The sequence below is a fragment of the Paenibacillus lautus genome (assembly GCF_050482385.1).
Lineage (GTDB): Bacteria > Bacillota > Bacilli > Paenibacillales > Paenibacillaceae > Paenibacillus_AQ > Paenibacillus_AQ lautus_B.
Genome location: NZ_JBCNHV010000012.1, coordinates 276,764 through 290,093 on the forward strand (window position 1 = coordinate 276,764; position 13,330 = coordinate 290,093).

General features: G+C 47.9%; 13 protein-coding genes. All 13 read left to right on the forward strand.

All coding sequences use genetic code 11. From position 1 onward, the window contains the following. Positions 1-63 precede the first annotated feature (63 nt). The 13 genes from ABEW73_RS16575 to ABEW73_RS16635 all read left to right on the forward strand — a co-directional run bounded on the left by ABEW73_RS16575 (position 64) and on the right by ABEW73_RS16635 (position 12,924). Positions 64-1,371, forward strand: coding sequence for an SPFH domain-containing protein (locus tag ABEW73_RS16575; RefSeq protein ID WP_430169661.1), 1,308 nt, complete (start codon positions 64-66; stop codon positions 1,369-1,371). A gap of 20 nt (positions 1,372-1,391) precedes the next feature. Beyond that, a complete protein-coding gene (locus tag ABEW73_RS16580) occupies positions 1,392-2,150 on the forward strand; it encodes a hypothetical protein (RefSeq protein ID WP_430169659.1) in 759 nt (252 codons plus the stop codon). A gap of 24 nt (positions 2,151-2,174) precedes the next feature. Next, a complete protein-coding gene (locus ABEW73_RS16585) occupies positions 2,175-2,927 on the forward strand; it encodes a hypothetical protein (RefSeq protein ID WP_430169657.1) in 753 nt (250 codons plus the stop codon). A 46-nt stretch (positions 2,928-2,973) separates the two neighbouring features. After that, a complete protein-coding gene (locus ABEW73_RS16590; RefSeq protein ID WP_430169655.1) occupies positions 2,974-3,627 on the forward strand; it encodes a hypothetical protein in 654 nt (217 codons plus the stop codon). 20 nt (positions 3,628-3,647) lie between these two features. After that, the gene (locus ABEW73_RS16595; RefSeq protein WP_430169654.1) at positions 3,648-4,379 is read left to right on the forward strand and encodes a hypothetical protein; all 732 of its coding nucleotides are present in this window, start codon (positions 3,648-3,650) and stop codon (positions 4,377-4,379) included. A 42-nt stretch (positions 4,380-4,421) separates the two neighbouring features. Beyond that, positions 4,422-5,156 carry a hypothetical protein gene (locus ABEW73_RS16600; protein WP_430169652.1) on the forward strand — a complete coding sequence of 245 codons (735 nt, stop codon included), beginning with the start codon at positions 4,422-4,424 and terminating at the stop codon, positions 5,154-5,156. A gap of 234 nt (positions 5,157-5,390) precedes the next feature. After that, a complete protein-coding gene (locus tag ABEW73_RS16605; RefSeq protein WP_063478870.1) occupies positions 5,391-5,828 on the forward strand; it encodes an ACT domain-containing protein in 438 nt (145 codons plus the stop codon). 54 nt (positions 5,829-5,882) lie between these two features. Then, positions 5,883-7,169, forward strand: a complete 1,287-nt coding sequence (locus ABEW73_RS16610) for a homoserine dehydrogenase (RefSeq protein ID WP_071223398.1) — start codon at positions 5,883-5,885, stop codon at positions 7,167-7,169. A gap of 62 nt (positions 7,170-7,231) precedes the next feature. Next, positions 7,232-8,305 carry a threonine synthase gene (gene thrC, locus ABEW73_RS16615; protein ID WP_430169649.1) on the forward strand — a complete coding sequence of 358 codons (1,074 nt, stop codon included), beginning with the start codon at positions 7,232-7,234 and terminating at the stop codon, positions 8,303-8,305. Then, positions 8,302-9,270, forward strand: coding sequence for a homoserine kinase (thrB, locus tag ABEW73_RS16620; protein ID WP_430169646.1), 969 nt, complete (start codon positions 8,302-8,304; stop codon positions 9,268-9,270). Before thrC ends, thrB begins: the two co-directional genes overlap by 4 nt. Continuing rightward, positions 9,267-10,154 carry a prephenate dehydratase gene (gene pheA, locus ABEW73_RS16625; RefSeq protein WP_430169644.1) on the forward strand — a complete coding sequence of 296 codons (888 nt, stop codon included), beginning with the start codon at positions 9,267-9,269 and terminating at the stop codon, positions 10,152-10,154. Before thrB ends, pheA begins: the two co-directional genes overlap by 4 nt. Then, positions 10,155-11,039: a branched-chain-amino-acid transaminase gene (ilvE, locus tag ABEW73_RS16630; protein WP_430169641.1), complete on the forward strand. Its 885-nt coding sequence runs from the start codon at positions 10,155-10,157 to the stop codon at positions 11,037-11,039. It begins immediately after the preceding gene. A 163-nt stretch (positions 11,040-11,202) separates the two neighbouring features. Next, positions 11,203-12,924 carry a LysM peptidoglycan-binding domain-containing protein gene (locus tag ABEW73_RS16635; RefSeq protein ID WP_430169638.1) on the forward strand — a complete coding sequence of 574 codons (1,722 nt, stop codon included), beginning with the start codon at positions 11,203-11,205 and terminating at the stop codon, positions 12,922-12,924. The last annotated feature ends 406 nt before the right edge of the window (positions 12,925-13,330 follow it).

Genomic DNA, 13,330 nt, shown 5'->3' on the forward strand with positions numbered 1-13,330 from the left:
ACAATAGTCCTTTTCCATAGACCATCGGGATGGAAGGAACGGCGTAAAAAGGAGAGTAGAACTATGGCTATTATTGAAGTTGTAAAATACGAAGGGCCGCCGGATGTGTTTGCATGGCGTTATCCGAATCAGGAGTTAGGGACTTGGACCCAGCTCATTGTTCATGAGACACAGGAGGCAATCCTGTACAAGGGCGGTCAGGCCCTGGACTCCTTCTCGGCGGGGCGGCATACGCTGAGTACAGCGAATATACCGATTTTATCCAATGTGATCAATCTTCCGTTCGGTGGGAAGTCTCCCTTTACGGCAGAAGTCTGGTTTGTGAACAAACTTCGTTCACTGGACGTGAAATGGGGAACCAACTCGCCGATCCAGCTGCAAGATCCGAAATACAATATTATCGTATCGGTCCGGGCCTTTGGCCAATTCGGCGTACAGATCAGCGATCCGCGAAAGTTTCTGGGGACCATGGTCGGTACGCTGCAAACTTTTGACCAGAGCACCCTGATTAAATATTATCGCGGCGTACTGATGTCCAATATTACGGAAATCATATCCTCCTATATCGTTCGCAAAAAAATTAGCGTTGTGGAGATCAATGCTTACATAGCGGAAATATCGAAGCATATCATGGAAGCGATTGCGCCTTCATTTGAAGAGATAGGGATCACTCTGTTGAATTTCTATGTAGATTCCATCAACATACCGGAGAATGACCCCGCTGCGATTCGAATCAAAGAAGCGTTGGCAAAAAAAGCGGAAATGGACATCATCGGGTATACCTACCATCAGGAAAGAACCTTTAATACGCTTGAGGGGGCAGCGAAGAATCCCGGCAGTCCGGCAGCGGTCATGGGGACCGGGCTGGGCATGGGACTTGGGATGGTCGGCCCGATGTACGAGACCGCCCGGCATATGTTTGAGAGTTCAAAGGCACTAGAGAAGGATGATATGCCAATCAACCAGAAGGCATGTACCAAGTGCGGAACACGGAACGGGGAAGAAGCCCGATTCTGTTCGGGATGCGGCCAGTCGCTTCAAGCGCAAGCCGAGCAAGAGCTGGCGAGAACCGTCCGGTGCAACGATTGCGGGCAGCCTCTACCTCCGAATGCCAAGTTTTGTCTTCACTGCGGAGACCCTTACCATGCATGCCCTAAGTGTGGCCATGACCACCCGGCTGGTGCTGTTGAATGTCCGGAGTGCGGTGCACCGCTGCCTATGCCTTGCCGGGCATGTGGTGAATTGGTGGATGCGGAAGCCAAGTTTTTCCCGCACTGCGGGTCGAGCCATGAACTTACATGTCCTGGGTGTCATCATGAGATCAAACCGGGCCAGAAGTTTTGCATGGAGTGCGGTCATAAATTGATGTGAAGTGAAAGCGGGGGAATAGAGTGAACACAAGGACCACAAGTCGAAACAGATTATGGCTGGCTGCCGTAGCGCTTCCGGTCGTAACCATCCTTCTGTTCGGATTGATCGGTGGGATCGTTCAGCTGAATTCTTGGATATCGGGCATAGCCCTCGGATGCGCCGAGGCGGCCATTCTCGTATTTATCGGTTTTGTCATGCACCAGCGCAAAGCGGCTTCGACAGGAGCTCCTTTTTATATTGCTTCAGGCGTTATTATAGGAATCTATGCAATCTCCGTCTTGCTGGAAGTTATTCTGCTGGGATATTTATTTAAGCTGCCTGAATCTTCGTATTTGATGATTCATCTGATAACCTTCCTGGGGTTTTCGGTTGTTTTGGGACTGATAGCTTTGGCGGGAAAATATGCAGGAGCTCATGAACGGAAGGAAAGTGGCCATCTTTCGGTTAAGAAAGAGACGGTGGCTTGGATCGGGGGAATCCGGAGGAAACTAGGGGAGATGCCAGGAGAGAACATTCAATCGTTAGACCGGCAGATGGCCGAACTGGAGGAAACGCTTCGGTATAGCGATCCAATCACACACACCTCGTTATATGAAGTGGAGCATATGATCCAGCAAAAAATCGCGATGTTGGAGGACCAAGTGGCGCTGATCGGGGAGACACGGGCGGAACAACGCGATGAGCTGGCAGAGCAAACGGTTCACATCATCCGCGATATCCTTAGAACGGTACAGGATCGCAACACCGAACTTCTGAAAGCAAAAGCGGGATCAACCTAATGCAGATGATAGAGGGGATAGAATATGGAAGCTTCTGATCTCAAGCGCTTTAAACAGAAATTCACGACAGTGGATTATTCCATTATTGCGCTGGCGGTTCTGTTTTTTCCGCTGGCCATTGTGCTGGCAGCTGTTCGGGTGCTTGTCACCCACCGCCATAATCACTGTAAGGGACGAAACAACCGTCTCTTCGGGTGGGTTTTGGTCATCACCTATGGAATCTTTGAACTGCTTATGATTCTGGCGACTATTGATGATAAAGATGTCGATGGCCTCTATTCGGCTTCCATCGTGTGGGGCGTTATTATACTGGTTCCAGCTATCATCATGCTGTTGATTGCCAAAAAGGAAGACAAGAAATTCAACAGTTTGCTGCAATTTTATTCGAATGCCATTATGAAAAGAGGGCTCGTCCAGATTGAACATATCGCTCGTGAGGCAAGACAAACGCCGGCACATGCCGTTCGGGATATCACGTTCATGTTTGAACGGCGTATGCTGCCTAACGGAAAGCTCGACAATGGAGTCGTCGTCATCCCGTCCTTGCAGAGGAGAACCCAATCCCCATTCCAAGGGGAATTTGTTTCGCGCAGTGGACAGAGAATGCAGTATTCACTGGGCGAAGTTGCGGCTGAACCAGCGCCATTAACCCGGAACGAAGCGACGCCCGATCCAGCACCGAAGTCTGTGGAATGCCCGGGCTGCGGGGCGAGGTCGGTCGTAACGCATCTGGAGAAAAAAGAATGTGAGTATTGCGGTACGGTGATTGTGGCTTAATCTTATTCATGCGTCCGATGAAGAACAAAATTGAGGAGATCTTGGTATGAGCGTTCCAGTGAAGCCGTTTAAATCGCGATTTACAAAATTCGATTATTTTATTATCGGTCTGACGTATGTGTTTTTTCCATTAGCTTTGATCATCGCGGGGTTTCGTATTTTACCCACGCAACAACATCACAGTTTCAGGGGAAGAAACGCAAGGCTGATGGGGTGGGTATTCTTCGGTTCGTACATTATGACCTCTGTGATCTTTTTACTGGCGAGTGAAACCAGCGAGGAGTTCTTAAACGACAATTTAGCGATGGCTTTGTGCCTATTAGTCCCTGCCATGCTGCTGCTTGTTGCGGCTGAGCTAGCAGACAAGAGATTTCGAAAGCTATTGAGTATTTATACAGAGGCCGTCTTGCAGCGGCGCCTGATCTACATCGATCATATTGCGATTGTAGCAAATCAAACCCAGGCCCATGTGATCCGGGATTTGAACTTTATGATCAAGGAGCGGATGCTTCCTCATGGAAAGATTGAGAATGGTGTGCTGATGATCCCTGCATTGCATAGAGAGTCAGTAAAACCGGCTGAGACTCAACAGGATATTGGATCGAAATCTGTGGAATGTTCCGGCTGCGGTGCAAGGACTGTGATTTCACCCCAAGAGGAAAAAGAGTGCGAGTACTGCGGCACGATCATTGTTGCTTAGCCGAGAAGGGAGGTTTAGCTTTGGCAACTCAAATAAAGGAGCAAAAACATTATAAATATGAACCAAAGATAGAGGTAATTGATCTTATTTTGATTATGGGCAGCTTGATTTTGCCGTATATATTGATTCCATTGACCATTTGGAGGGGGGCCTCTAATCAGCTTAACTATCGAAAAGGCTTTACCTATAAATTAATTTCATTTCAATTAATAGCAAGTTTTGTTTCGTATATTCTTTACGGTTTTTTCTTGAATTCCATTTTTTCTTACATTCTCGCAGTGTTTGCTATATCCTTTGTTTTGCTGGTAGTCGCGGCCGGATTCTACTCGAACCGAAGTGAACACTATTTCAAGCTGGTGGATCAGTATAGGCAGATAATCTTTATTCATCAGATCCATCATATACATGAAATTGCAGAGCAAGTAAGACAAACGGAATTAAGAGTAGCGAAGGATTTAGAGTATTTAATGGATAATAACCATTTTCCGCGTGGAACTATCGTTGACGGCATGTTGATGTTTGAACGGAATATGAATGAGGTTGGGGCCGAGCAGATCCAATCCACTCAGGTTGCGGGTTCCGCGAGTCTCCGAGAAAGTGATCGTAGAAACGTACTTAGAACCATCAAAGCACCACCAATACCTTCACAGCCGAAAAACGTGAAGTGTTCGGGCTGTGGTTCCAACGTTTTGCTCAACCATATGGAAGCCAAGGAATGTGAATACTGCGGGATCCTTCTTAATAACGGATGATATTAAATCACTGTGAGAAGAGGGGAGGAGGATGAATAGAAAGTGAAAGAAGATCAACAGTATGAGCTCCAGCCAACCGGTTGGGATGCTTTAATCTTGTTTGGGAGTTTTATATTGTTTCCGGTCATTTTATTGCCGGTACTATGGAGTTTTATCAAAACGACCCATATGAACTATAGGAAGGGCTATAGTTACTTTCAATTAACCAATTGTCTTATGGGTGGTTACATATTTATTGTGATGTATTACTTTTTTGTTCCATATCGTGAGTTTGAACCTAATCAACGAGCTGATAAAGCTATTGGCTTGGCATTAGTAGTAGGCATTATAGCTTTATTGATCGTTGCTATCTTGTATGGATTAAGGTTAAGCGCAAATGCGAGGTTTTATAAACTTGCAAAAGAGTATGAAACCTTTGTCCTAAGCGGTCATCAGAGCATTGAAGATATTGCATTACATGTTCGTCATCCACTATCCACAGTGCTAAAAGATTTGCAGTATCTGCTCAATCACAAACACTTTCCGAACGGAATCATAAAGGATGGAAGGGTGCAGCTAAATGTTTTTAAACAGCCTTCAAATAATCATCCCGCGGAAGACAGCAATAGTATGATGAATACCCATACTTCATTCGAGCAATTACCTATACCAGCCGCGTCACTGGGACCAAAAAGTCATGAGTGTGCTGGCTGCGGAAACAGAATCATGTTAAACCCAAGCGAATCGGTACCATGCGAATACTGCGGGTTGACCTTGAGTTACACATCGTCAGTATAACGTTATCGGCAGTCTCCGCATACCGGAGACTGCTTTTTCTTACGCATCATTTACAATTTTGACGTGAATATCGATGTGTTCTGATTCGAATTGCGATATAGTATAGGCTATAGAGTTGACATAAGAAATATCGGGATATCTAAAAAAACTGGACACTTATGTATTGCCCTTACTTGGTATATCCAGTATAATGTCCACTATACGAATACAGTAGTCTTTGAGGAGAGGACGTTTGTGAAGGAACGCTACTATTTGGTCCGGGAAGACATCCTTCCCGAGGCTGTGGTTAAGACGATGCAAGTGAAAAAATTGCTGGCGTCGGGAGACGTTAGGACGGTCCACGAAGCCGTTGAGCAGGTTGGGCTTAGCCGAAGCGCTTTTTATAAGTACAAGGATGGAATCCATCCTATCAATCAACTGGAACGAGATGAAATCGTAACGATTTCTATCGATATGGAACATCGCTCCGGGATGCTATCCGAAGTGCTGGGGCTGGTAGCGGGTGAAGGCGGGAATGTGTTAACCATTCATCAGAGCATTCCGCTCCAGGGAATCGCCAATGTCGTGATTTCTGTCGAAGTTTCCCGGCTTAATGAGGAGCTGGATGATCTGCTCGACGGATTGAGACGCATAACCGGAGTAAGAAGAGTGCAGATGATAGGCCAAGGTTAAGTTATGATGAATAAATAGATATCTATGCGATGGGATACAGGAGGTAGAGTATTAATGAAACCGGTCAAAGTAGGACTTTTGGGATTAGGAACCGTAGGGACAGGGGTTGTCCGCATCGTTGAGGGGCATCAGGAGGATTTGAGCAGCCAGGTCGGTTCGCCGATTACGATAGAACGCATCGCTGTCAAACATTTGGAGAAGTACCGCAGTGTTAATGTGGACCAGAATAAACTGACGGAAGATCCATGGGCGGTCATCCGCGATCCCGAGATTGATGTCATCGTTGAAGTGATGGGCGGGATTGAGCAGACGAAAACCTATATCCTCGAAGCGCTGGAGCGCGGCAAGCATATCGTTACCGCGAATAAGGATCTCATGGCTCTCCATGGTGCCGAAATATTAGCCAAGGCGCAAGAGAAGCAGTGCGACGTGTTCTACGAGGCAAGCGTTGCTGGCGGTATTCCTATTATCCGCACGCTGATTGAAGGCTTCTCCTCGGATCGAATCATGAAAATCATGGGGATCGTGAACGGTACAACCAACTTCATTTTGACCAAGATGAGCCAAGAAGGCGCATCGTATGAGGATGTCCTGGCAGAAGCTCAGGAGCTGGGTTATGCAGAAGCCGATCCGACCTCCGATGTAGAAGGCTTGGATGCGGCCCGCAAAATGGCGATACTAGGGACACTTGGCTTCCGCACGAACGTTGAGCTTCAGGATGTAACCGTTAAGGGAATCTCGCAAGTGACCAAAGAAGATATCGCCTATGCGAAGCGTTTGGGCTACGAGATGAAGCTGCTGGGTATAGCGGAGCGTCAGGACGATGAGTTCAGCATCACTGTTCAGCCTACGATGGTTCGAAAAGGACATCCTATCGCGGCCGTGAATGGGGTATTCAACGCGGTTTATGTATACGGAGAAGCTGTAGGTGAAACGATGTTTTACGGAGCCGGCGCCGGCGAGATGCCAACCGCTACATCCGTTGTTGCAGACTTGGTTGCGGTCATCAAGAATCTGAAGCTCGGCGTTAACGGGCTCAAAGCCATCGTTCCTTACAAACCGAAGAAACTCAAAACCGATGAGCAGATCATGTACAAGAACTTCATTTTGCTTCATGTCGACGATAAAGCAGGTGTACTTGCCCAAATTACGCAGGTGTTCGCCGAATATAACGTCAGCCTGGAATCCGTTGTTCAGCAGCCGAACGAGCATAATCCGGACGCAGAGATTATCATCGTCACGCACAATGCGAGCAAAGCCAATATGGATGAAGTGCTGAATCATTTTGAAGGCCTGGAAGTCATTCGCCGGATTAAAAGTGTTTACCGTGTTGAAGGATAAGGGATTAGAACTCATTAAATAACCCGATATAATTTTTTCATAAGAAAAGGAGAACAAGAGAGATGCCGTATGAAGGATTGCTTCAAACCTACAGAGAATATTTGCCGGTGAATGAGCGTACTCCGCTTCTAACGCTAAAGGAAGGGAATACCCCCCTGATCAAAGCTGTGAATTTATCCGAAGAGCTCGGAATTGATCTGCATTTCAAATTTGAGGGGCTTAATCCCACGGGTTCATTTAAAGACCGCGGGATGGTAATGGCCGTAGCAAAAGCAATGGAAGAGGGAAGCCGCACCATCATGTGCGCTTCAACGGGTAATACGTCTGCAGCAGCGGCTGCTTATGCCGCTCGTGGCGGATTAAATTGTATCGTTATCATTCCGAACAATAATATAGCGCTGGGCAAGCTCGCCCAGGCGATGATCTACGGAGCGAAGGTTATTGCGATTGAGGGCAATTTCGACCGCGCGCTGGAAATTGTGCGCGAGATTACGGCGAAGCATCCGATTGCGCTTGTGAACTCCGTGAATCCTTATCGAATCGAAGGCCAGAAGACGGCTGCATTCGAAGTTGTTGACCAGTTAGGGAAAGCTCCGGACGTGCTGGCGATTCCGGTTGGCAATGCGGGGAACATCTCCGCTTACTGGAAAGGATTTAAAGAGTACCACGCAGCGGGTAAATCATCTTCACTACCGAAAATGCTAGGATTTGAAGCGGAAGGTGCTATGGCGATCGTGAAGGGAGAGCCTATTGCGAACCCGGAAACGGTAGCGACTGCCATCCGTATCGGGAACCCGGCCAGCTGGAAAACTGCGGTTGCCGCCGCAGCGGAATCCGGTGGACAGATTAACTACGTGACGGATGAAGAAATTTTAGAAGCATACCGCAAAATCGCATCGCGTGAGGGCATTTTTGCCGAGCCAGGATCGGCTGCCTCCATTGCAGGCGTTTATAAAATGAAGCGAGAAGGATATTTTAAAGGTGGAGAGTCCGTTGTCTGTGTGCTGACAGGGCATGGGCTCAAGGATCCGAATATCGCCATTTCTACCGTGAACGCTGAACCGCTCGTCGTATCGGATACAGAATCAGCCGTAATGGATGCTATTGCTAAGCTTGAAGGAGCTGCACGGGTATGAGTTTGTCTCAAGGTGTCCGGGTGAAGGTTCCGGCCAGTACGGCTAATTTGGGACCTGGATTCGATACACTCGGCATGGCATTGTCTTTATATTCCTGGATCGAGATGAAGGCGTCGGAGCGGACCGTATTCCATCTTCATGGTGATGAGATGGGTGGTCTGCCGACGGATAAGAGCAACCTGATCTACAAGGTGGCTCAGATGGTTTTTGAAGAAGCGGGACAGGCTGTTCCTGATCTCGAGATTTCCATGTATTCCGAAATTCCGCTTACCCGCGGTCTTGGCAGCAGTGCATCTGCGATTGTAGGTGCGCTGGCGGCTGCCAATGCGCTGATCGGTTCGCCGCTGCCCGATTCCAAGCTTTTTGACATGGCGACGGATCTTGAGAAGCACCCGGATAATGTAGGGGCTTCTTTATTTGGAGGGATTATTACGGCGGTATGGGACGGAGCCCATGCGGATTATATACGTATTGAACCTCCAGCAGACCTCGGCACGCTCGTCGTTATTCCCGATTTCGAGTTGGCGACATCCAAAGCAAGGGAAGCGCTGCCCGCCCAGGTCAGTTTAGCGGATGCTGTATATAATATTAGTCGAACCTCCTTGATGACTGCGGCTCTTTCGGCAGGCAGACTGGACTTGATTCATGCCGCAATGCAAGACCGGATTCACCAGCCCTATCGGGTACCGCTTGTGCCTGGGATGACCAAGATTTTGGCTGAAGCGACAAGACACGGAGCGCTCGGTATTGCACTAAGCGGAGCGGGCCCGACGATGATTGCGTTGGTGGATCGGAACGTTTCGCGGGTGGAAGAATTGAGCGCATATTTATTGGAGACGATGAAGGCGGAAGGAATCTCGTCTTCGTGTTACCCATTGAATCCAGTTGCAGAAGGCGTCCAGCTCTTGGATGATATAAACAATAGATCCTTTTTGGATATGATTAGAGGGGAAGTTACCGCATGAAAAAAATAGCCTTGTTGCCCTCAGGATCGGTATCTCATGAAGCGATACTTTATCTCCTTAACGGTGAGCCGGTGGAGTTTGTCCACCATAAACTGATCTCTGATGTATTTATGTCTACAGTAGAAGGAAAAAGCGATTACAGCGTGATCCCGATTGAGAATACCATCGAAGGCTCCGTGAGCCTTCATATGGATTGGTTGGTCAATGAGGTGGATCTGCCGATGCAGGTAGAGTGGGTTTATCCTTCCATTCAAAACCTGATCGGAAATGCTGCCGAGTTCCGTTCAAATGACGGTACGATGGATTACAGTAAAATCACAAAAATTTGGTCTCACCAAGTAGCAACGGCCCAGTGCCGTCAGTTCCTCGCGAAGGCCGCACCACAGGCTGAGCTGGAGCAGGTAGGCAGCACGTCTGAAGGGGTTAAGATCGTAAAGGAAAATCCCGGTCAGGGCTGGGCGGCGATCGGCACTTCACTTGGCGCAGCCACTCACGGATTAAATCTGCTTGCCGAGCGGATTACCGACCATGATAACAATTACACCCGGTTTGTCCTGATCGGACGCGAGCCGATTTCAGTCAACCGTTCGCCGGAGCATATCAAGACCAGCATTCTCGTGACCCTCCCAGAGGATGTGCCGGGAGCGCTGCATCAGGTGCTTTCTGCTTTTGCTTGGCGGCGCCTGAACCTGTCCCGGATCGAATCCCGTCCGACGAAGAAGAAACTCGGTAATTACTATTTTTATATCGATGTCATGGCCGCAGCCGATTCCGTTCTATTGCTCGCCGCCATGGGAGAGATTGAAGCGCTGGGATGTTTGGTTCGTGTGCTGGGCACTTATCCGGGCTACGCGTACGAGAGTGAGAAAATGGAGGTTAAGTAAATGTCAGAGCAATGGATCTATCTGGATGGAGAATTCGTCACAAAAGAGAATGCAAAAGTATCCGTTTTTGATCATGGATTTTTGTACGGAGACGGCATATTCGAAGGCATTCGGATATATAACGGCAACATCTTTAAGTGCAAGGAACACTTGGATCGGCTGTACGATTCCGCCAAGTCCATCGATTTAGTCATCCCACTGGCATATGATGAGCTGCTGGAGGCTATGGCCGAAACGATTCGGCGCAACGATATGCGGAACGGGTACATCCGTATCGTGGTATCCCGAGGCGCAGGCAATCTGGGTCTGGACCCGCGTCGCTGCCCTAAACCAACGGTGTTGATCATTGTGGAGCAGTTGGCGATCTACTCTGAAGAAGCCTATCTGAACGGTTTGAAGGCCGTTTCCGTAGCCCAGCGCCGTAACATTCCGGATGCACTCAATCCGAAAATCAAGTCTCTGAACTATTTGAACAATATTCTTGTGAAGATCCAATCCAACTTTGCGGGAGCGGATGAAGCGATCATGATGAACGCACAAGGATATGTGACGGAAGGCTCCGGGGACAATATTTTTGTCGTGAAAAACGGCGTGGTCACCACGCCACCGTGCTACCTTGGTGCGCTTGAAGGCATTACACGTCAGGCGATTATTGATTTATGCGATAAACTCGGCATTAAATTGAAGGAAGAGCCTTTCAGCATGCATGACGTATATATTGCAGACGAGGTGTTTTTTACAGGAACCGCCGCCGAGGTTATCGCCGCTCGGGAAATTGACGGACGGATGATCGGAAAAGGGCAGGCTGGTCCAATTACGCTTCAACTGCTCCAGGAATTCCGCAGAATTGTGGATCAAGACGGTTATAAAGTGTGGGAATCCTAACGTTTTAGGACAGCTAAATAAACGACTTAAACCATCCTTTCATGTCGATGAAAGGATTTTTTTTGCCCAGAGGGATGTCAATCGCCTATTCCGTGCATAGGATGTATTAACGAAAGCGGGCGAATTACATGACGCCTAGAAGAGTGTAGGAGGTTTTAGCGGCGTGAAGATACACATCGTCAAGGAAGGCGACACCCTATATGAGCTGTCCAAAAAATACGACGTTCCTTTAGCGAAAATCATCGATGCCAATCCGCAGCTGGTGGATCCGAATAAGCTCGATGTCGGTGCCAAAATCAAAGTACCGACAGAGCCTGTTCCGGTACCAGGCGGCAGCCAACCCATTATCCATAAGCATACGGTAAAGCAGGGGGACTCCCTCTGGAAACTGTCGAAGGCATGGGGCGTAACCCTGAAGGAAATCATTGATGCCAACCCGCAGCTTAAAAATCCGAATGCCCTGCTGGTGGGAGAGGTCGTGAACATCCCTTCATCAGGCGTATATTCGGAGTCGGGGGCAGATGACGGGGGTTCGATGAGCAGTGGCAGTGGTTCGAACCCGGGCAAGAAGAAGCCGGGGAGCAAGGATTACACAGGAGTAAAGGAAGAAATCACAGCGCCGATCGAGCAGCCTCCGGTTGTTCCGGAAGTTAAGAAGGAGCCCGAGCCGCCGATTTTGCCGAAACTTCCTGAGATTTCGCCTTTTCCCGAGGAGCCTAAGAAATTCGAACCGGAGTACAAACCGGAGATTTTACCTGAAATCAAGAAACCGGTCATCCTGCCGGAAGTCAAGAAACCGGAGATCCTGCCGGAAATTAAGAAACCAGAGGTTCTGCCAGAAGTAAAAAAACCGGATGTCATGCCTGATTTTAAAAAGCCTGCAATCATGCCTGAATTCAAACCTGAATATAAACCAGAGTACAACCCAGATTTTAAAATGCCATATAAACCAATAGAACCTGAGTATACGTACCCTGTTAAAACCATGCCGTTACCTCACCCAATCCATCCCATGGCCGAACCATGTCCGCCATTTATGGAGATGCCGCTTCATATGATGCCACATCCATGTCCGGAATTTCCTTTTAAAGAAGCGCCTGCATTTATGATGCCTCCATACGGTGGTTTTCATGAAGGACCATGTGGTTGCCATGAATCTAAACATTGGCATGGTGCCGATTACGGCACAGCCATTCATCCATATCACCATATACCGCAGGAAGCGATGCCGGTTTCCTACAATGAAGGCTGGGGAAATGTAGCTTCAGGATATCCGGGAGTTTCCGAACAGCCGATGAGCTTGGAATATTCCCAGTTCTCGATCGCGGAATCGTATACAGGGAATATGGGTTCCGATTACCATCCATATCCTGAGCATCATCATACAGCCGCGACATATGGTTATGTTCCGTCTCCTTGCGGATGCCACGGGGGAGAAGTTAGTCCGCACTATAACATGCCGCAACATGGGCATTACCAGCATGCACCGGACATGGCGGTACCGTATCAACCTTGGCAGGATGGCTACAATCCTAGGCCATACGGATATCCGTCCGAACTCATGGGAACTCAAGGAGCATATCCTCCATTTGTAAATCCATATGAACAGAACTGGTATGATCGGCAAAATGACCAGCAGCTCGATTCGGCATTCAATCCGTCGGCTCCATTCGAAGCCATGCAATCTAATGTGTCGGTCAGCAGTGACGTTGAGAACGATAAGGAACCATCCGGATCCAGAGATACCGCCATTGAAGAGAATGCTAAGGAAAGAGCCAAAGTCCATCGTCAGCAAGCTAATAAAACAAGAACAGAAGCCAAGAAATCACGAAAGCCTCAAGTCTCATCAAAAGGCAAGCGCCACAATCCCTGGATCAAGAGTTAAGACATCATCAATGAATGCCTGGTTATAGTTAAACAAAAGGGACCAAGATGTGGTCCCTTTTGTATGCTCGTCCGATATACTGTCTATGAATCTACTGTATGAAATACTGCTAACAGCTATTTATAAAAGAATAATCATTTGGAAGAATTTATATATTGCTATCGGATCGAGAAATATGATACATTATAAATCCAGTCGCGATAAGCAAGATTGCGATGGGTTAGAGGTTAATCGAAAGAAATGAAGAACTTAAAAAACTTTCTAAAAAAACCTCTTGCATTATCGAAACAAACATGATATATTATAAGAGTTGCTGGTGCGAACGAGATTCGCCAGTAACGAAGAAGTTGATCTTTGAAAACTGAACAACGAGTGAGTAAAACGAACCACTTCGGTGGAACGTTGA